The organism is Vibrio sp. 947 (assembly GCF_033339115.1).
In the GTDB taxonomy this organism is placed as follows: domain Bacteria; phylum Pseudomonadota; class Gammaproteobacteria; order Enterobacterales; family Vibrionaceae; genus Vibrio; species Vibrio alginolyticus.
This window is the reverse complement of the sequence record NZ_JAWOTX010000005.1, coordinates 258867-280068: the sequence shown is the minus strand read 5'-3', so window position 1 is coordinate 280068 and position 21202 is coordinate 258867. Positions and strand designations below refer to the sequence as shown.

General features: G+C 46.0%; 16 protein-coding genes. 6 read left to right on the top strand and 10 right to left on the bottom strand.

From position 1 onward, the window contains the following. The first annotated feature begins 223 nt into the window (after positions 1 to 223). The 4 genes from R7Q39_RS08870 (at position 224) to csdA (ending at position 3875) form a co-directional block, all read left to right on the top strand. Positions 224 to 1069: an outer membrane protein OmpK gene (locus tag R7Q39_RS08870; protein ID WP_005391741.1), complete on the top strand. Its 846-nt coding sequence runs from the start codon at positions 224 to 226 to the stop codon at positions 1067 to 1069. 108 nt (positions 1070 to 1177) lie between these two features. Continuing rightward, positions 1178 to 2068, top strand: a complete 891-nt coding sequence (gene panE, locus R7Q39_RS08865; protein ID WP_285384613.1) for a 2-dehydropantoate 2-reductase — start codon at positions 1178 to 1180, stop codon at positions 2066 to 2068. Further along, positions 2065 to 2664: a DJ-1 family glyoxalase III gene (locus R7Q39_RS08860; protein ID WP_053304083.1), complete on the top strand. Its 600-nt coding sequence runs from the start codon at positions 2065 to 2067 to the stop codon at positions 2662 to 2664. Before panE ends, R7Q39_RS08860 begins: the two co-directional genes overlap by 4 nt. Next, positions 2664 to 3875 (top strand): cysteine desulfurase CsdA, encoded by a 1212-nt coding sequence (gene csdA, locus R7Q39_RS08855; protein ID WP_054574842.1) that lies wholly within the window; start codon positions 2664 to 2666, stop codon positions 3873 to 3875. The genes R7Q39_RS08860 and csdA overlap by 1 nt, the downstream gene beginning before the upstream one ends. A gap of 33 nt (positions 3876 to 3908) precedes the next feature. On the opposite strand, the gene R7Q39_RS08850 is transcribed toward csdA, so the two are convergent. The 5 genes from R7Q39_RS08850 to R7Q39_RS08830 form a co-directional block, all read right to left on the bottom strand. Continuing rightward, entirely contained in the window at positions 3909 to 4829 is a 921-nt protein-coding gene (locus R7Q39_RS08850) for a GGDEF domain-containing protein (RefSeq protein WP_054728419.1), read from the bottom strand. 309 nt (positions 4830 to 5138) lie between these two features. Then, the gene (gene csdE, locus R7Q39_RS08845; protein WP_025768227.1) at positions 5139 to 5567 is read right to left on the bottom strand and encodes a cysteine desulfurase sulfur acceptor subunit CsdE; all 429 of its coding nucleotides are present in this window, start codon (positions 5565 to 5567) and stop codon (positions 5139 to 5141) included. Between the two features lie 19 nt (positions 5568 to 5586). Next, positions 5587 to 6396 (bottom strand): tRNA cyclic N6-threonylcarbamoyladenosine(37) synthase TcdA, encoded by an 810-nt coding sequence (gene tcdA, locus R7Q39_RS08840; protein WP_005391724.1) that lies wholly within the window; start codon positions 6394 to 6396, stop codon positions 5587 to 5589. Between the two features lie 99 nt (positions 6397 to 6495). Then, positions 6496 to 7599 carry a murein transglycosylase A gene (gene mltA / locus R7Q39_RS08835; RefSeq protein WP_005391723.1) on the bottom strand — a complete coding sequence of 368 codons (1104 nt, stop codon included), beginning with the start codon at positions 7597 to 7599 and terminating at the stop codon, positions 6496 to 6498. Positions 7600 to 7872: 273 nt separating this feature from the next. Then, positions 7873 to 8328, bottom strand: coding sequence for a DUF2850 domain-containing protein (locus R7Q39_RS08830; protein ID WP_213908243.1), 456 nt, complete (start codon positions 8326 to 8328; stop codon positions 7873 to 7875). Positions 8329 to 8490: 162 nt separating this feature from the next. On the opposite strand from R7Q39_RS08830, the gene argA reads away from it, so the two are divergent. Beyond that, positions 8491 to 9828, top strand: coding sequence for an amino-acid N-acetyltransferase (gene argA / locus R7Q39_RS08825; RefSeq protein WP_213916154.1), 1338 nt, complete (start codon positions 8491 to 8493; stop codon positions 9826 to 9828). A 433-nt stretch (positions 9829 to 10261) separates the two neighbouring features. Continuing rightward, positions 10262 to 10450 carry a hypothetical protein gene (locus R7Q39_RS08820; protein WP_005380230.1) on the top strand — a complete coding sequence of 63 codons (189 nt, stop codon included), beginning with the start codon at positions 10262 to 10264 and terminating at the stop codon, positions 10448 to 10450. Between the two features lie 49 nt (positions 10451 to 10499). Here the strand turns inward: R7Q39_RS08820 and R7Q39_RS08815 are convergent, their stop codons facing one another. From R7Q39_RS08815 to recC, 5 genes are all read right to left on the bottom strand, one after another. Further along, positions 10500 to 10871 (bottom strand): hypothetical protein, encoded by a 372-nt coding sequence (locus R7Q39_RS08815; RefSeq protein WP_031780957.1) that lies wholly within the window; start codon positions 10869 to 10871, stop codon positions 10500 to 10502. A gap of 26 nt (positions 10872 to 10897) precedes the next feature. After that, a complete protein-coding gene (locus R7Q39_RS08810; RefSeq protein WP_318076002.1) occupies positions 10898 to 11272 on the bottom strand; it encodes a hypothetical protein in 375 nt (124 codons plus the stop codon). 156 nt (positions 11273 to 11428) lie between these two features. Continuing rightward, a complete protein-coding gene (gene recD / locus R7Q39_RS08805; protein ID WP_318076001.1) occupies positions 11429 to 13576 on the bottom strand; it encodes an exodeoxyribonuclease V subunit alpha in 2148 nt (715 codons plus the stop codon). After that, on the bottom strand, positions 13576 to 17250 hold the full coding sequence (recB, locus tag R7Q39_RS08800; protein WP_318076011.1) for an exodeoxyribonuclease V subunit beta: 3675 nt from the start codon (positions 17248 to 17250) through the stop codon (positions 13576 to 13578). Before recB ends, recD begins: the two co-directional genes overlap by 1 nt. 327 nt (positions 17251 to 17577) lie before the next feature. Next, on the bottom strand, positions 17578 to 21069 hold the full coding sequence (recC, locus tag R7Q39_RS08795; RefSeq protein WP_318076000.1) for an exodeoxyribonuclease V subunit gamma: 3492 nt from the start codon (positions 21067 to 21069) through the stop codon (positions 17578 to 17580). Positions 21070 to 21202: the final 133 nt, after the last annotated feature.

Here is a 21202-nt window from a genome sequence, read left to right as displayed (position 1 = left end):
TCGCTTACGCAAACGATCCAAATCACACATTTATTGCAATCAAATGCAACAAACAAAAAGTTCCGTAAATAAAGATAATTTCGTGACACAACTCACCAAAAACGTTCAGTTTTGCACCCTTTATCACTTTCATTTGGGATTTTTATCGCTATTATTCCCGCCAATTGGAAAGCGCAGCATAGATTGCGTGTTCTGAATCATTACAAACATAGAGAGTCCCCTTATGCGTAAATCACTTTTAGCTCTTAGCCTTCTAGCGGCTACTTCAGCTCCAGTTATGGCGGCAGATTACTCTGACGGCGATATCCACAAAAACGATTACAAGTGGATGCAGTTCAACTACATGTACTCAATTGATGAAATGCCACGAGTTAAAGGCGCTGACGACAACGCTCACGATTACCTAGAAATGGAATTTGGCGGTCGCTCTGGTATTTTCGACCTATACGGTTACGTAGACGTATTTAACCTAGCGACTAAAGATAACCAAGATAAGTCAATTGAGAACGGCGCTCCTGACAAGATGTTCATGAAATTTGCACCACGTATGTCTCTAGATGCCGTAACTGGTAAAGACCTATCTTTCGGTCCAGTTCAAGAGCTATACATTGCATCTCTAATGGAATGGGGCGGTAACAACGGTGGTGTAAACAACCAGAAAATCGGTTTAGGTTCTGATGTAATGGTTCCTTGGTTAGGTAAAATCGGCCTAAACCTGTACAGCACTTACGATGGCAACAACAAAGGTTGGAACGGTTTCCAAATCTCGACTAACTGGTTCAAACCATTCTACTTCTTCGACAATGGTTCATTCATTTCTTACCAAGGTTACATTGATTACCAATTCGGTATGGATGATGATGCTGGTAACAAATTTGGTACTACCGCGTCAAACGGTGGTGCAATGTTCAACGGCATTTACTGGCACTCAGATCGCTTCGCGGTTGGTTACGGCCTGAAAGCATACAAAGAAGTATATGGCGTAAAAGACGGTCTACAAGTTGCTCCAGGTGTTGAGCTAGAATCGACTGGTGTAAGCCACTACCTAGCTGTAACTTACAAGTTCTAATTGAACCACTAAGTTTGCTCAAAAATGGCGCCTTTCGGCGCCATTTTTATTTGCTTTCCTTTTTTCCCTCATTATCCTTGCAGCAAACCTTTTTAATGAGAGCGTTTGGTGAATATCCTTATCCTCGGTCCAGGTGCGGTGGGCTCACTCTGGGCAACAAAATTTAAGCTTGCCGGGCACAATGTTTCATTGTGGGGAAGAAGTTCAGAGAGACAACAACCACTTCAGTTGGATGACACACCCGCAATCGTATTCAGTAATCAAGATATTTCCTCCGTAAATCAAGCGGACCTCATTTTGATCACGGTAAAAGCTTGGCAAGTGGAAGACGCCATTCAGCCTTTGCTCCCTCATATCAATACAGACACGATTATCATGCTGATGCACAATGGTATGGGTACTGCCTCTGCCTTGGAGAAGGTTGTGCCAAACAATCCGATAGTGCTCGCAACAACGACGCACGGCGCATACAAACCAGATAACCAACACGTATTGCATACCGGTCACGGAACAACGCAAGCGGGTGGTTATAATGACAAAGGAATGCAGTGCACTTTTCTGAAAGATGTTATGCATAATGCCCTTCCAGAGGCCATTTGGAATCCACACATCCAATCTGCGTTATGGACTAAGTTAGCGATCAACTGCGCGATTAACCCACTGACTGCGATTCTCCAGTGTAAGAATGGTGAACTTGCGAAGCCCGAGTTTAAGATACAACTCGAAAGCATCACTCAAGAACTGGTTGAAGTAATGAGTAAAGAAGGTATTGCTATCGAGTTTCGCTCTCTTTTCGATACGGTAATGCAAGTGGTGAACGCCACAGCTGAGAACTATTCTTCAATGAGACAAGACGTATTCCATCAGCGTCGAACGGAAATTGATTTTATAACCGGATACTTGTTAAAGGCTGCCAAGAAACATCGCATCAATACGCCTGAGAATTTAAAACTTTACCAACGCATCAAACAAATAGAACAAAGCTGGACAGAACAATGAGTAAGAAAATCTTAGTACCAATCGCTCCAGGCACCGAAGAAATGGAAGCCGTCACCGTCATCGACATGATGGTTCGCGCGGGTTATGACGTTACAGTAGCGAGTGCTGCTTTTGATGGCTCATTGACGATGAAAGCTTCTCGCGGAGTCACATTAACGGCAGATTGTAAGCTGGTCGATATCGCTGATGATGAGTTTGATGCCATAGCGCTTTCTGGTGGTGTTGGTGGTGCAGAAATTTTCCGTGATAGTACGGTGATGATAGAAATCCTTAAGCAGCACATCTACGAGGGAAAATTGGTTGCTGCTATCTGCGCATCACCGGCGTTGGTATTGCAACACCATAATCTTTTCCCACAATCACTGATGACCTGTCACCCGAGCTTTCAGTCACATATCCCGGAAGAGAAGTGGCGCAGCAAACGCGTGACCTTTGATATCAACCACAACCTGATCACTAGTCAAGGTCCGGGTACAGCTTTAGAGTTCGCGATGGAAGTAATCATTCAACTCTCAGGTAAAAAACACGCATGGTCAGTTGCTGAACCAATGATCCCTCTGCCTACTCTGCACTACCACAAGCTTGGTGAAGAATAATGTTTGACGTAAATGCTGTACGTGAGCAATTTCCCGCTCTAAATCAATCCGTCAACGATACGCCCTTAGTGTATCTAGATAGCGCAGCGACAACGCAAAAACCGCAATGTGTGATTAATGTCATCAGTCATTACTACAGTGCGCAAAATGCCAATGTTCACCGTGGCAGCCACAGTTTAACGGCTAATGCCACCAGCCAATTTGAAGCGGCACGAGAACGAGTGGCAAGCTTTATTGGTGCAAACAGCTCTAAAGAGATCATTTGGACACGGGGCGCAACCGAAGCACTGAACTTAATTGCTCAAACCTACGCCCGTAGCACGTTACAACCAGGTGATGAGATCTTGATTAGCGAGATGGAGCACCACGCCAACATCGTGCCCTGGCAAATCGTGGCAGAGCAAACGGGTGCTAAAGTCATTAAAGTTCCGATGACATCAGATTGCCAGTTCGACATCAGTGCATTTGAGGCGCTTCTGTCTGACCGCTGTAAACTTGTTGCTTGCGCACAAATAACCAACGTAACAGGCACACGCCAACCTATCGAAAAAATCACTGAACTGGCGCACAACGTTGGCGCGGTTGTTGTAGTTGATGGCGCGCAAGGCATCGTACATGAGCAACTTGATTTATCGACATCAGATATCGATTTCTACGTTTTCTCAGGTCACAAACTTTATGCACCAGCAGGCATTGGGGTTTTATACGGCAAGCTTGAACTTTTGGAAGCCATGCCACCATGGCACGGCGGCGGTAAAATGGTTGAACGCGTTTCTTTCGAAAAAACGACGTTTTCTGCACTTCCTGGAAAATTTGAAGCGGGCACACCAAACGTTGCGGGCGCGATTGCTCTAGCGAAAGCCATTGAGTGGTACCAAGGTTTTGACCATCACGAAGTAGAGACTCATCTCCATGCGCTTCAGGATAAGGCCTACCAAGCACTAAGCGCTTTGGATGACATTCATATTCTAGGCTATCAACCGAATGCCTCTGTACTGACGTTCGTCATGGACGGCGTTCATCACCAAGATATTGCGACGCTGCTCGATCAACAAGGCATTGCGGTACGAGCAGGACACCACTGCGCTCACCCATTGATGGATGCGCTAAATGTGAAAGGCACGGTACGCGTCTCTTTTGGTATTTATAACACGACGAACGATGTGGAAAGACTCATCGCCGCCGTAGAAAAAGCCGTCGACATGCTATAACGCCAACGGTTTGATTTGGAGTAACCAACAAGGTTACTCCATCTGCCTATCCAGAGTCGCCACGCAATTTCTGCCATTTCTTTTCGCAGCATAAAGCGCTTTATCTGCATGCGCATACAAACGTTTGGTGGTTTCATTTCTGCCTATTTCCACCACGCCTACACTCACCGTGACCGGAATTTCAATCTTTTCAAATTCGAACTGACAATTTTGAATGTGGGAACGTACTTCCTCTCCTACCTCTTTCGCCGCCGACAGAGAAGTTTCTGGCAAAATAATCGCAAACTCCTCCCCTCCGACTCTTGCAAAAATTTCGTCTTTGACGAGTAAGTGAGAAACCAAATCAGCTAAGGTCTCTAAGACATAATCCCCCGCATCATGACCACGTTTATCATTGATGACTTTAAAAAAGTCCAAATCAAACAATAACAACGCGGAGTGATAGTTCGGCTCTTGAGCTTTAATGACCTCTTCTGTGAGCTTTTCGAAAAAGACACGTCGATTGTAGATGTTGGTAAGAGCATCAATTTGGCTTTGATGGCGAAGAAGGGTTTCAACTCGGTGGCGATTGGAGATGTTGCGTGTAAGAATAAGGACAACGCGACGACCTCGGTATTTTATAGCGAGTGGGCAGATCTTGCCTTCGTAGTATAGGTCGCCTCTTGGCCCACTGTTAGCATCTATTCCCTGAATGCTGTCGGCGCACATCTTGTACTCGACCGTCACAATACTGTCTTGTTTCAGTGATCGATTGATCTGCTCGATAAACCAGTCAGCTTTATCTTTCTCGAGTACGCTGTGCAGCGTCTCACCTATCAAATTGCTTCCATCGTGATAGGCTTTTTTATCTGTTCCTCCAAAAACATCAATATAGATACCATCTTCACTCAGAATAAAAGTGGGGTCTGGCATTCCGGATAACACGTCTTGCGCATGTTCCAAGGTGAATTGCATATAGGGAGGTTCCTAGCATTTGTATCTAAGTAACCCAATCGCTTCCAAGTGTGTTTCCACATTGGGGAATAGGAGCGGATGGGGCATATGTCTATTATCTAATATAGACAAATTTTAAATACAATTGAGTTTATAAAAACCAAGTGGGCAATATAATGAACCAGGATCAATAGAATGGTTAATTAACGCTAAAATAGTCGACCATTTGCATACTTTTTATCCATATGCAAAAAATATCTCAACTCAGATACAAAAAACGCCAAACAGCTGGGCTATTCGGCGTTTTTTAAGAGTTGGAAAAATAACTCGTTACACGGCGACTTGCTTAATCTGCTCTACAATAGCTTTCAAGCCATTACCACGTGACGGGCTTAAATGGGAGACAAGCCCCAGCTGATCAAAATAAGCATCAATATCAAATGCTTGAATTTGATCGGCCGTTTTACCGTCATAAGCTGCCATTACCAAGGCAATCAATCCACGGACGATACGCGCATCGGAGTCCGCACAAAAATGCCAAACGCCATCTTGCTCTTGGCTCACTAACCACACCAAGCTTTCACAACCCGAAACGGTAACTTGTTCTGATTTCAGCTCTTCTGGCATTTTTGGCAGCTTTTTACCCCACTGAATAACCTGACGGTAACGATTTTCCCAGCCTTTAAATTGCTGCATAGTCGCTACAATGTCTTCGCTGGTGATATCTGTACCAAATGGAGAAACGGGAAAATCTGTCATGATGCGCTCTTCTTCTAGTTTACTGCTTATATTTTGAAATCAACTTCTCAACGATTCGCGATACCGCGACAAAGCCAAACGTTGCAGTTACGACAGTCGCCGCACCAAAACCGCTAGCGCAATCCATACGTTTTGGACCTTCCGCTGTCGACTTCACACCACACACTGAACCGTCTGCTTGAGGGTACTTCAGCTGCTCGGTTGAAAACACGCAATCAATACCAAACTTACGAGCCGGATTCTTAGGGAAGTTATGATGACGACGCAAGGTGTCTTTGATTTTCTTCGCTAGAGGATCTTGGATCGTTTTCGTTAAGTCAGCGACCATGATCTGCGTTGGGTCAACCTGACCACCAGCGCCCCCCGTGGTGATCACTTTGATCTTGTTGCTGCGGCAATACGCCAACAAAGACGCCTTCGCTTTTACGCTGTCAATCGCATCTAGCACGTAATCAAACTCTTTGCTTAAGTACTCATGTTGATTGTCTGGCGTGATGAAATCATCAATCAGATTGACTTTACACTCTGGGTTGATCAATTTGACACGCTCGGCCATCACTTCAATTTTGCTTTGGCCAACGGTGCCCGTCATCGCATGAATTTGGCGGTTAATATTCGTGACACAAACATCATCCATATCAATCAGAGTCAACTCACCGATCCCAGTACGGGCCAGCGCTTCGACCGCCCATGAACCCACGCCACCAATACCAATAACACAAACGTGTGCAGCGCGAAGAATGTCCACTTCACTGTTGCCATAAAGACGACGAGTGCCGCCAAAGCGTTGATTGTAGCTGTCAGATGCTGGGGTATCGAGTTCACGCATATTGAAGTCCAGATGATCGATAGAAAAACAAAGAGTGCGATTTATACGCACTCTTTGATGAAATGTCTAGATAAGAGGCGGTTCCTCTTTCTTGGATGGCTATTGTAGCTTTTCTGGCGGCAAAGCCCAAGGCGCTTGAGTTGGTGAGTTTTCCAGCCCAAGTTTCCAAACTCGACCAAAATGCTTGTAGTGCCCTGCTTCCGTTCCTGCTCTCGCACCAATGCCATGATACAGATCCAAATGGTTCTGTTTTACAGCACCACCAGTGTCTAAAACGATCAGCATTCGCAGTTGATGCGCACCACTCCACGTACCATCGGCATTCAGCAGTGGCACTTCCGCCAAGATTGGAGTCCCCATTGGTAAGATAGAACGGTCACCCGCGACCGCGGCCATTGGTAACAAAGGAATACCAGCCGACCCCGTTACTGGCGCTTCCGCTTTTGGCGCAAAGAAGACGTAAGAAGGGTTTTGCTCCAACAACTCGCGTACTGTTGCGTCGTCGTTGTCCATTACCCACTCTTTAATCGCTTTGAGAGACATTTTTTCACGCGGCACTTCACCACGTTCAATCAAAATGCGGCCAATACTAACGTAAGCTTTATTATTTTTCCCTGCGTACGCGAAGTACTCCAACGTATCATCATCTTCAAAATGCACATAGCCACTGCCCTGCACTTCCATCATAAACGGGTCAATACGGTTAGGCGCATAACCTAGCACTAAACCTTGGCCATCTAATGCCCCGTTGTAGATCTCCGCACGAGTCGGACAATCTGATGAGCAGTTTGGCTTGCCATAAACTGGGTACTTAAAAATGTCGTTTGGTGTATGACGCAGCTCCATCACGGGAGAAAAGTATCCGGTAAACAGCACATTACCTTTTTTATCACCACCACCCAATTGCGCGGCTTGAATGCCAAACGCACTCAACGCACTGGTATCTCCGCTCTGTTGCGCCCACTCACTTAATCGTTGATATAGCGGTTGGTATATCTTCGCCATGGATGGTGACTTTATCACCACTTGCTCAGCTTGCTTGTTAAATTCAGTAAAATCGCGTGGTTTGTTAGACTCAACCACATCCACTTGATTGAGGATCTGAGGAAACTCACCATCAAGATATTGCTGAGCACGATCATTTTGTTGAGCACAGCCAAAGAGTAGGCTCAAAGAGATAATAGGAAGGAGTTTTTTTAACACGTGTCTTTTCCGTAAAAGAGAATAGCAAAAGGATGGCAAACAAATGCATACGGTGCAATTGAAAAGCAACGACAAAATGTTTCAACGCTAAGCCAATCCGTTTACTCGTTGTGAATTCATTCAGTTAATACAACATGATAGCAGCGGAAGAATTACGGAATTGTCCGGATTATGTTTGAAAGTAAGATTTACTGATTGAGAGATGAAATTGTGATCATCCATGTGACTCACAGACGCAAGAGATCTCTGCTTAACAGACAAAGATAAAAACGACTATCTTACCGCAATCCTTGCACGCCCCTCTAAACGGAATACAGGTAGATAATGTGCATTGGCATCCAGCTTCATTTCTGCATGCTGCTTACCCACAAAATTGAAGTTCCGCTCATTTGAACCCACTCGATACGAAAACGAATCCCCATCGAATTCAAAACTGGTCGCCACTGTAGAACCATTTACGGTAACACCGCGCTCACTCAACACAAATTCTTCACGAGCATAAGGCGCAACATCTTGCTCAACCCAGCGACCATAAATTGTCGATTTGGGAATGGGCGGATTAATGGTTCGAGTAATCAAATCACTATACAGCATGCACACGACAACGGTTCCAACTATCGCTATAAGCATGAGAGAACGCTCTAGCCACTTACGAAGCATTGATTTAGATGACGTTTTTGACAGATTTGAAGCAGTGATCGCAGCATTCTTATTAACAGCAGAAGACATGAGGTTCACGTATTGAGGAAAGACGCCACCATTGTAACCTTCCCTCTTAACGGGACCAAGAACCTACCTCAATATGTTTGTGCTTTATTCCAAAATTTCACCTTGCCACCAAGTGAATAAAAAGGCATTATTTTAACATAATTAAACAAAGGAATGGCTGTAGTGAAAATTCGTAGTACTGCTCTCGTAAAAGGATTCCGTCAATCAACACCTTATGTCAATGCTCACCGCGGAAAAACCATGGTGATCATGCTGGGCGGAGAAGCCGTCGCACACAAAAATTTTGGCAATATTATTAATGATATAGCACTCATGCACAGCCTCGGAATCAAAGTCGTGGTGGTGTATGGTGCACGTCCTCAAATTAATCAGCTGCTAGAAAAACAAGACCTCACTACGCCTTACCACAAAAATATCCGCATTACGGATGAATCGGCTTTATCTGTTGTTATGCAAGCTGCCGGACAACTTCAGCTTGCGATTACTGCGCGCCTATCAATGAGCCTCAACAATACTCCGATGGCAGGTACCCAGCTCAATGTCGTTAGCGGAAACTACATCATTGCCCAACCACTCGGCGTTGATGATGGTGTGGACTATTGCCATAGTGGACGTATTCGCCGCATTGACACCGACGCGATTAATCGCACGCTCGACCAAGGCTCTATTGTGCTACTTGGCCCCATTGCGAGCTCTGTGACTGGCGAGTGTTTTAACTTACTTTCTGAAGAAGTCGCGACACAACTGGCGATAAAGCTGGGTGCGGATAAGCTGATTGGTTTTTGCTCCGAACAAGGTGTCATTGATGACAACGGTAATGCTGTCGCCGAGTTACTGCCAATTGAGGCGGAGCATGTCATCAAAATGCTCTCTGAAAATACGTCTCCTGACCTAGATTACAACACTGGGACACTGCGCTTTCTTAAAGGCTCTATTGCCGCTTGCCGTGCCGGAGTACCTCGTAGCCACTTGATCAGTTATAAAGTAGATGGCGCCTTAATTCAGGAGTTGTTCTCTTTCGACGGTATCGGTACCCAAGTTGTTATGGCGAGTGCTGAACAAGTGAGGCAAGCTAATATTGACGATATTGGCGGTATCTTAGACCTCATTCGCCCTTTAGAAGAACAAGGTGTACTCGTTAGGCGCTCTCGAGAGCAGCTAGAGCAAGAGATAGGAAAATTTACCATCATCGAAAAAGACGGCTTGATTATTGGCTGTGCTGCCCTTTATCCATACCCAGAGGAACGTAAAGCTGAGATGGCTTGCGTAGCGATTCACCCTGACTATCGTGATGGAAACCGAGGTTTGTTACTGCTCAACTACATGAAACATCGTTCTAAATCCGAAACCATTGATCAGATTTTTGTCCTCACGACACACAGTTTGCATTGGTTTAGAGAGCAAGGTTTTTACGAAGTCAGTGTCGACTATTTGCCTGGAGCCAAACAAGGGTTATATAACTTCCAGCGTAAGTCCAAAATCTTAGCGTTAGATTTATAGCTTAACCTTAAATCAGGGAGCGAAACTTAACGTTCCACTATACCAACTAACCTCAAAGGGCAGGATTTAGTTCATTAACGCTCAACCCTGCACATCGAGCTTGTTTAGGAACGAGTTTGTTTAGGAACGAGTTTGTTTAGGAGTAAGGCCACACATAACCCCTACTCCGGACTAGCGGGTCATCATGTAAACCCAACTTAGACATGCGCAAACCATTGCTTGATTTTTGTTCCAATTTTATCTTTTAAATATACATTTGGTTGGCTATACTCTGCTCGCTAGTGATTGGTTTTTAACCAATACGAATGGATCTAGGTGATGTAATGTAGCCTTCACCCTAAAATACTGGGCAATTGAAAAACTAGTTAGCTCCGTATTGCACACCAAGGACAGTTGTTAATCTGACTTTAAATAAGCCGAGACGAGCACTGTTATGAGAACAATCATTTGTAATTCGCTTCAAAGCTTCTGGGATATGGCTGACAATCAGTTTTTAGAAGGCCTAGACGTCCACTGTGTTTTCCCCGTAAATGACGCTATCCGAGATTTTATTCTTGCTTATCAACAGCAATACAAAATACGCAGCGTGTCTTTTACCAATGCGTTTGCAAAACATGCATAAAAGAAGACCGAGCCATAAGCTCGGTCTTCTTTTTACGTACGTAATTAATTCAAAACAAAATCATAGCTAACAAAGATGCAAAAATAGTGACTACGATAAAGATTAAAATAGTCCAGTACACTAGCCCAATACTTATGAACCACTTTGGGCAAACTCTACGAATATCTGTTAGCTTTCTTTTTTTGGCCAACTTAGGAAATGCAACTGCGGCAACAAGAGCTAATCCATGTATTAAGGCCCCAAAGTGAAATCCAGAAACTAAAGCAAGCTCAATATCTGTATAGTGCTCACTAGTATACGCATAGTGCTTTACTTTTTGCGGCGTGATAACAATAAGCAAAATACCTACTATCAGGTACCAAAAAACTAACAAAGCACCTGCAACAAAAAATGTAATAAAAGAAACTTCTAATAACTGCAAACTTCACCGACCTTCTATTCCAGCTCTCAAGTAATAGACATCCAAACCACCATTGGGCCTAAAGTGATCATAGCTAGAAGCAATAAAACGCTTATATAAATACGGCAAATTCCGATGAATAGACCGGAGCAAACTTGATGAATATCAGCAAAGCCCCTTCTCCTCGCTAAAGTTGGTAAAGCGACCGCCGCAACTAAGCCTACACCATGTACTAAAGCACCAAAGTGAAAACCCGAGACTAAAGCTAACTCTACTTCTGAATAATGTTTCGGATAAAAAGCAAACCGCTTCACCTTTAGTGGTATAAAAAATATAAAAATTGCTCCGATAATAACGAACCATAAAAACGTACCTCCTCCGGCGATAAAGAAGGTTAGAAAAGACGAGTCGAGCAATCCCATATTCAGCTGCCTTTGATATGTGAATGAGAAAGGAGAAATATATCGCTAAGAAAGAGCCTTACTCAATAACAATCCATTTTGCATGAAAACGAAATGGCAAATATAAGACCCGCCACAAAGAATCATCTTCGAAAATGTCACAATCACAAGTAAAAATTAATTCGTAAGCCGCTTTACTAACCCACTCGCGCGAGTGGTTTTCACCTTAATGCCTCGCTTCAGAACATTGAGTTCGGCGTAAAGAGCTAAACGCTTTTTCGCGCGGGTAATGCCTGTGTAAATCAACTCACGGGTTAATATCGGGCTAAAGTCTGGTGGCAAAATCATCAGGGTGTAATCAAATTCACTGCCTTGCGATTTATGGATGGTCATAGCGTAAGCCGTTTCATGTTCAGGTACTCGGCTCGGTAAGACCGATTTCACACTGCCGTCAGGTAACTCAAAAAAGACTTTCAAACGCGGTTCTTCTTCAGTGTCATCTCGCATGCAAATACCAATATCACCGTTATACAAACCTAAACCGTGATCATTACGCGTAACCATGACGGGTCTGCCGTGATACCAAATTTCATCCTGAACTTGAATGAACTTGCGCGCCGCGAGCGCTTTCTCGATGCGCTGGTTTAGCCCAGCCACACCGAAGTCACCTTCACGGATCGCGCACAGCAATCGGCATTGGTTGAAGGTATCTAACACCGCTTTGGCTTTGTGCGTTAGCGACTCTGGCTCTCCGGTTTTAGGATCAGTTTCCTGTTGTCCAATGCGTTTGAGGTAACGACCGTATTCCTGCACCAACGTCTGCATCATTTGGTTGTAATGTTGACTACTTAGCGCGAAATGTTCGATGTCAGAAAAGTCACGCGCCCAGACGTTATCTACGCTCGCAGCAGAACCGGAGTTAACCGCTTTTGCCAACTGACCAATGCCTGAGCGAGCATCAAATCGGTAGCTCTTTTGCAGCATACATAAACTATCGGCAATGCTAGATGCACTGTTACCCGTATGGGCTAAAGTATCGAAACCCGTCAGTTTTGAGATGGCTGACGCCTGCTCTTTGCCATAACCCAATGCATGGAACGAACAGATATCACCCAACACGGCCCCGGCTTCAACTGAAGCAAGTTGGTCTTTATCACCTAGCAAAATCAGCCGCGCATGTTTCGGTAAGGCATCAACCACTTTGTACATCATTGGCAAATCGACCATCGACGCTTCGTCGATAACTAAAATATCCAAATGCAGTGGATTTTGCTTGTTGTGACGAAATTCTGCGCTATTAGGAATCGCACCCAGCAACCGATGTAAGGTGCTTGATTCAGTCGGAATTTTGGCTTTTAGCTCCGGAGAAACTGGCAGTTCTTGCACTGCTTTACCAATGGACTCGGTTAATCGCGCCGCCGCTTTCCCCGTCGGGGCCACCAGCTTGATGGTTAGATTTTTCTCTTGCGTCGCCTGTTCAATCAAAGCAGCAAGCAATTTGGTTACTGTCGTCGTTTTACCCGTACCTGGGCCACCAGAAATCACAGCAAATCGACGGGTTAACGCAACTGCCGCCGCGACTTTTTGCCAGTTCACGCAAGCCGAGAGTGGCACGAGTTCATCCAGTGTTTGTAAATCCTGAACCTTGCGCGCATTGCTAAGCACGGAATCAATGGCGTGCCAATCCAACGATTCGCTTGCGACCACATCAAGGTGGTCACACACCAATTGTTGACGCAACACTTGGTTGCTGCTTCCCGCTTCTACTGCTTTGCCTAACGCGTTAAACAGAAAATGGTATTGGCGTGCAAATAAATGGTTGAGCAACTCGGATAATCGCGCAAACTCTTGTGGTTGCAAGTTAACTGCGGCGCCCAGCTGATTGAGCTTTTCCGCCAGTGTCACTTCATAATGCCAATAGCGATGCAGATACAGACGCTCACCATCGAACATTAAAGGCAAGGCTTCTCCTTGCGCGCCGACCACGCTGGAATTTTGTAATACTTGAATCCAGTCTATGCCTTGCAACTGTGTATTAAGCGCCAATGCCGACTCACCAAACAGCCCTAGCTTACTGGCTAAATCCGTAGATTGCCCTTGTGCATCGAACAGAGACAGACAGATATGTCCTTTACCGAGCTCACTACTGACAACACCAGCGATAAACGCCAGTGCTTGGCTGTCCGACTGTTCATCATGTGTTTGAGAATCAATAAAACAGGCGAATTGGTAGTCGAGCTGACGAATAGCACCTTTGTGCGCCAAGCGTTCCAGCACTACCAATAGACTATCTTGGCCAGAATGAAGATTGCGATTTGTCGTCATTAAAGTAGCTCCATCTGCCCGGCTTGAGTTGAGCGCGTTTCAAGTGCTTGACCATCAATCAAACGATCCATCTCTTGTAAGAACTCTAAGGTTGGTTTCGCGGCAAAAATGCCGTGGTCACTCTGCCCATCCATACCGCGCAAGAACAAGTAATACACGCCACCGAAGTGATGATCATATTGATAATTCGCCAATCGGCTGCGTAGGAAACGATGCAGTGCTAACGCATAAATCTGGTACTGCAAATCGTAGCGGTGATCCGCCATGGCCGATTTCAGAGCCTCACCATGGTAGTGCGTCACATCGTCGCCAAGATGATTCGATTTCCAGTCAAGCACGTAGTATTTACCTTGATGTTCAAACACCAAGTCGATAAAACCTTTGAGCATGCCTTGCACGGTTTGGAAACCTAAATCCCCCGCTTTCGCCGACAACGGATCGTGACGTTGAATGACTCGGTTTAACGCCGGTGCAGACAAAACTTCAATCGGCAACAAAAATTCCATCTCCACCAAACGTTGCGACGGTGCTTTTTGATTCAGCAGCAAAGACTTACCATCCAACGGCGTAGCGAGTACGGTATCAATCAGTTGCTGTAAAATGGGCAACCACTCTTCATCGAGCTGTTCGCTTTCCATCAAGCCAAGGATGATTTGTGTATTCTCTTCCGTCGTGGCTAGTTGAGTAAATTCAATTTCCTCAAACAGGCTGTGCAGGAACGTACCCGGACGCGCACCACGAGGGAAGGTAAAAATAGAACGCTCTGGCTCCACCAAATCCGCTTCGTCTTGTTCTTCAGATGAGTCGATATCAAAACCCGTAATCTCAATCGTGGCATCATGCTCGGCGTGATGAGAGCCTTGCTTGACCAAGCCAGAATAACTGGTGATGCGCCAGTTTCTATCGATAGGGTTTTGCAGCTCATTCGCGCTAAGATCGTGTATTTCTTCTTGTGGCGATACGTACTTCTCTTCGAGTTGCTGCGGCGGATCGGCCACAACGACACAATCAAGCTCGTCTTGTTGCTTTGTTAAACCTTGGTGCAAATCGTTAATGCCACCTTCTTGACCATTCTGAATCAAATAGCCAATCGCACTGCGGTGTACGCCAGTTGGCTCTTTGGTCGAACGACCATTGCGCAAAGGCGAGGCTCCAATAAAACACGCATAAACAGCACGCGTTAGTGCCACGTATATCAAGCGTAAGTCTTCCGCCAAACGCTCTTTATCCGCTTGCTTCATGGACGCATCGTTGCCAGTGATATCCAGTACCGTGCGGTCATTGGCTGCATCGTAATATTTGGCTTCACTGGCTTCTCGATAGCTGAACACAAACGGCAGAAACACGAGGTCATACTCCAAGCCTTTTGATTTGTGAATAGTTACGATCTGCACTAAGTTACGTTCCGATTCTAAACGTTGGATTTGGTCATCACTGCCACCCAAACCGTTTTCCGCATCACTGATAGACTGAGCGAGCCAACGCAGCAGACCGTGGTCGCTATCCAGTTCATTACTGGCTTGTTGAAGCAGTTCACCGATGTGCATTAAATCGGTAAGTACTCGCTCACCATTCTCACCCTGTGAACTAGCACCTTCTTCTAGTAATCGCTCGGCAATATGGCGTTTGCTGATCACCGCGCGCAACATCGGCAGCACACCACGTTGAACCCAAAGTTTGCGATATTCTTTGAATTCGTTTACGGCGTTTTCCCACACCACTTCATCGTTATTAAGTGCATCCAAACTTGCTGCGTCGAGGGCAAACAGCTCAGAAGCAAGACTTGCACGCAGCGCACGGTCATTTTCTGGAGTCAGCACCGCTTGCAGCAAACGCTGTAAATCCTGCGCCACCGAACTGGTAAACACACTGTCTCGGTTAGACAGATACACGCTGGCAATGCCTTGGTCTGCCAGCGCTTGTTTGACCATTCGACCTTCACTACCTGTTCGAACCAACACCGCGATATCGCCCGCTTGAACCGCTTTCTGTTTTTCGCCATTCACCAGACACGCTTGCCCCTGTTGAGCCTGCGTCAAAATGGTTTGGATTTGGCTTGCGGTCGCCTCTGCCATTCGAGTCAAATACTCGCCTTTTGGTAGCGGTTTATCGTCCGCTTCTTGCAACCAATAAGTCAGCGCTGGTTGCTTTTGGCCACCCATAGTCCAAATGCGTTTTTCGGCATTGGGACTGTACTTAACAGGTAAGAACGGAATATCCGAATCATAGATAAATGGACTGTCTGGCAAAGCAAATACTTGGTTTACCGCCTGCACCATATCTGCGCTAGAACGCCAGTTGGTTCCTAACGTGTAGTGGGCACTTACTTGGTTACGCGCTTTGATATAAGTGAAAATGTCTGCGCCACGAAAGCCATAAATCGCCTGCTTGGGGTCCCCGATCATAAACAAACCACATTCCGGGTTGTTCAGATAAATACGGCTGAAAATACTGTATTGAAGCGGGTCGGTATCTTGGAACTCGTCAATCATTGCGACAGGATACAAAGTACGAATACGCGCCGCTAAAAGCTCGCTTTCGTCCGTATCGATAGAAGCAGAGAGTTGCGTCAGCAAGTCATCGAAAGAGAGCCACTGTTTTTGATTTTTCGCGTTGGCCAGCATCACACGACAATGCTCAATCGCATGAACAAGCAGTGGCGCTTTTAAGCTGATTGGATTGGCAAGAAATGTTTCAATGGCTTCAAATACCGCATGCTGCGGCGCACTGCCTTTCGGTGTTTTTTCCAACAAGACGTTTTGCGCGAATTTCTCCAGCTTGTCTGGATAATCGTAACCTGTGGTTTCCGTTGCTGCCCAAGCGTTTACCGCCTCCAACCACGTCGGCAGAGACTTTTTGGTGTAGCTGCGTTTGTTAATATCTGAATCTGAAATCAGCGTTAAGAAGTCATCTTGGCTTTCTCGCCACTGTGCTTTTAATTCATCAATTTTTTTCAAATTTTCAGTATGAAGATCAGCCAAACTGCCTTTCATTGCTGGAACAGAAAGGCTTAACGGCGCACCAGTTAAGTAATTGCTGATGTCAGACAACAACGCAGATGGAGAGCCCCATAGCTGGCGAATTTCTCCAGCCACGGTAAATGGCAACGGGTAGAAATTGCGACGCCAGTAATCGGCTACAACTTGCGCTTTTAGGTGACTTTCATCGGTCACAAACTCGTTATTAAATCGGCTGCCAGATTCAAACGCATTTTGCGTTAGCATACGTTGGCAAAAACCGTGAATGGTGTAGACCGCCGCCTCGTCCATCTGACGCTCTGCCTGCAATAAAATTTCTGCGGCTTGCTTGTGATCGTCAAACTCATTAAGCAAAGGTTGGATCACCGGATCGGAACTCTGTCCACGCGCAAACGCGATTCGCGCGTCATGGATCCTTGCCCTGATACGATCGCGTAATTCCGCAGTTGCCGCTTCGGTAAAGGTTACGACCAGGATTTGGTCGACCGTAAGCGGTACGCGATGTCGAGTTTCCGCGCTGCCGTGACCAAGCAAAAGGCGCAGATATAAACCTGCAATAGTGAAGGTTTTACCTGTACCTGCTGATGCCTCGATTAACCTCGCACCATGCAGAGGAAACGTCATCGGTTCTAGTGGCGTTGGTTGAGGTTGCTCTGTGCGGTCTAACGTATGTAGAGGACACTCTGCACCTGACATTTGATCCATAACGCTGAATCTCTCCGGATTATTTACTAGGACGTATCACCTAATAAATGTGATCTATAGTTAAAAATTCTATTAATATGTTTAACAAGTTGGATAATTTAGAGCTTTGTGAGATCTTTCTCACGGTTATCCATAAGACGTACCGTTAGTATGCGCCCCACGAGATAAGCCAAACCTTTTTGGCGACACAACTCAAATGAATTAAACAAAAGTATCATGGTCCCTCTGACCTTGTGGCCGTACAGCGAACGCCCTACAAAAAATAATGATTTTCTGACGGCCACCCTACTCTTCCTTCTCTTTATCCAACTTTCTTTATCACGCTTTTACATCATCAGCGTCTTGAACCGCTAAGCGCGCACCTTGCAGTACTAATGCTGTCAGCAAACGAACTTCTGAGGCCAACTCATCATTCCAAGCAGGCCAAATTCGAGAGATGTACGCATTACTGCCTTCGCCCGGGCTCATGAAGCCATCATTGAATGCGTCAGCCATTTTCTTCAAAGATTTCTCTTCGTCATCGACCCACTGACCGCGGCTAAAGCCCGCTTCAACACAAGCCAACGCCGTTTTCGGGAAATAAGGCATAGGCTTAGTCATGCCTTCGAAGAACAAGCGAACCAATTCAGTCAGTAGCTGTTTGGCATACTGCGCATCGGCAATTTCTGGGTAGATCAAATGCAGCGCGCCTTCTTTACGATCGTAACCAATGATGTGGGTTTTCTTAGCATGACCCGACGCCGACATGGCAAGGTGATCGATCCACGCTGCAAGGTAATCCTGCGATCGAATCTTACCGCTTCGATAGCGAATCAAACCGGATTGGTAGCATTGAGTTAGCCAACCTGTTAGGCGAACGTTTTTCTCTTCGCCTTCATTTCGCTCAAACAAGGAATCAAACGTCAGGTCGATTTCCAAATCGTCTTGAGGCGCACCAGATAAAAACGCCAGTTTATCCACCAGCTCTTCCGCCTGAACTCGGTTAGTTTCAAATTCGATATCACCAAACGCCCCCACCGGCAGTTTGCCTTGCGCGCGCTGTTGACTCATAAAGTGTTTAAGCACCTCTGTTTTTTTCTCTGGCTGCATCAATGTCGTTTCAAGCAAGGTTTCTAACAGCTCATCACGCATTTGATAGCTTTCCAAACCACCTAAAACAAAGGGTTCGTCGTCTTCCATCACCGGTAGCGGCGGTTCAAAGATTACTTTTAAACGACGATTGAAAAAATACTGCACAGGTAAGCGCCAGAAACGTTGCAACTCGACTAAGTCGAGCTCAAGTGGGAACGTCGCTCCTAACAGATAGTCGTCTAATGCCCGATTAAAATCACGACGAACATAGCCTTGCGATTGACTACTTTGAGTCAATGCCGCTGGAATCCACTCTTTCGCGTAGCTGGCGTGCATGCCTTGGAACGCACTTGGGCTAAACGGCACCATGGCGTGGGTATTCACTAACGCATTTAATAAGTTGTCGCCAGACTCATCAACGGGCAACGCTTCATCACCACTTAGACAATAGTTTTGGTGACAGTATTCCATCAGCTCAGAAACCAGAACCGAAGGCACTCGCTCGGTGTTGTCTTGGATTGAACGGCCAACATAACTGATGTAGAGCGTTTGCTGTGCAGACAACATCGCTTCGAGGAATAGGTAACGGTCATCATCTCGGCGCGAACGGTCGCCCGGTTTGGTTCTTCCTGTCATCAAGTCAAAGCCTTCTGGCGGCATGGAGCGTGGGTACACGCCGTCATTCATCCCCAGTAGACAAACGGTTCTAAACGGAATAGAGCGCATCGGCATCAGGGTACAAAAGTTCACTTGACCAGCAAGGAAGCGCTGGCTGACTCGTGTGCCAGATAATTTGTTTTGAAGGTATTGGCTGATGATCGACGGCGATAACGCATCATCAAATGCGGCATCAGCTAATTGCTCTTTGAGTTGGCTGAGCGTATCGCGAATGGATTTGAGCGCCATTTCGCCTTCTAACTCAACCGAGAAGAAGTCATCCAGCAGTGAAACCAAAGTCTCTCGCCAACCATCGATAGTTTGAACATGAGAAAGTTTGCTTCGATAAGTGCTAATTTGTTGGATAAAGTGTGCCAACTTGCCCGCCAGCTCTGCGCCCATGCCTTGCACTTCGTTGTACGGAGACAAACTGCCTTGCTCGGTTTCAAACAAGCCTGCGGATTCTGGCATCGCGTAGCCAAGCAACATGCGTTGAATACCAAATTGCCATGTGTTTTGACGAGTTTCCGGCAGTTCAAATTCGCGTCCGGTATTGGCGTCCAACCCCCAGCGAATTCCCGATTCCTCAACCCATTGTTTAGCTTGTAAGAAATCACCTTCGCTGAGTTCAAAACGCTTTAATATCGCCGGAGTTTCCAGAAGTTCGAGTAGTTCTGATGCCAAACAGCGCGTATTGGGTAAGTTCACCAACTGCATAAATGCGGCCAGAATTGGGCTCTCTTGATCGGCGGTTCGGTCAGAAATCGAATATGGAATAAAACGCTCACCCGGCGCGTTACCAAAGACCGCCTGAATCGCAGGGCTGTAAGCGTTGATGTCCGCGACCATCACGATAATATCGCGCGGTTTTAACGTTGGGTCAGCATCGAACATCGCCAACAGTTGATCATGCAGCACTTCCACTTCACGCATCGGGCTGTGACAAGCGTGTAGGCTCAGTGATTTATCACCCAAGCTAACCACTTGTTTGTGATGACTGTTTTCAATCTGTTGGTCATCTTGATGTTCTTCAAGATTGAGAATATCCGCTTGCAATTGATGGAGCAGACTGTCGCGCTCAACATCAACAAAGGCTTCAATTTCATGAGATTCCAGCTGAGACAACAGATACATATTGTCGCGCCCGAGTTTACCCATGGATGCCAACAGACTGTTTCCGACCACATCGGTGTGCAGCTCATCGATCACATTATCTTCCAGTGATCCTTTCAGTTGCTCAGTTTCACCTTGCACTTCCGAGTGATCGTCCTGCCACACAACGTGCTGACGATGTTTCGCCGCCAAACGAGCCAGATATTTGCGATCTCGAACTTCACCCCAGTAATAACGACACGGGTTGGTGAACATCAGATGCACGTCGATGTGTTCACCAATTGCTTTTAGCGCATCCATATAGCGAGGCGGCAACGAAGAAATGCCAAAAACAAACAAACGCTTGGGTAAATGGTCAAAATTGCCGTTAAAACTCTCTAACGTGTCGATAAAGTGCTCATAAAGGTTGGCACGGTGATATGGAGACTGTCCTAATGACACAGTGTGATCGTACAACGCTTGCCATAAGATCGGCTGCCACGGATGCTCATCTTCCAGCTCTGGCACACTCAGCCCAGCTTCCCAACTTGCGATCCACTCCGGACGATACACCAAGTAACCATCGAAAATATCGGCAATTTTCTCAGCCAGCTGATACAGCTTAGAGTGATCACTGTCATCTTTGAGGTACTGCGCTAACGGCGAAAACACGTCTTGGTTGAGAAGCCCCGGCAGCAGATGCATCAACTTCCACGTCATCGCTTCTTTGTTAAACGCACTGCGTTTTGGCACGTCTGGCAACACCTGCGTAAACATTTCCCAAATGAAGGTAGCAGGAAGCGGAAAATCAATGTTCGCGGCAACACCAAACTCTTTGGCCAATTCCATTTTTAGCCACTGGGACATGCCCGGACTTTGAACCAGAATTTGTTCTTTTTCGAACGGGTTTTCCAGCGGACTGATTCGAATCAGTTCGACAAGGAGTGACTTAAGAACGTCAACTTGGTTGGAGTGATAAACAGTAAACAAATTGGGGATACCGAGCGCCGATTGAAACTGTTAGCTAGCTTAGCACAGCCCCATTTAAACCCGCAGTGATCTCGCGTTCGGAAAAAACAAAAGGTTATATATCACTCAAATAGAGTATGAATCTTCTGAATTT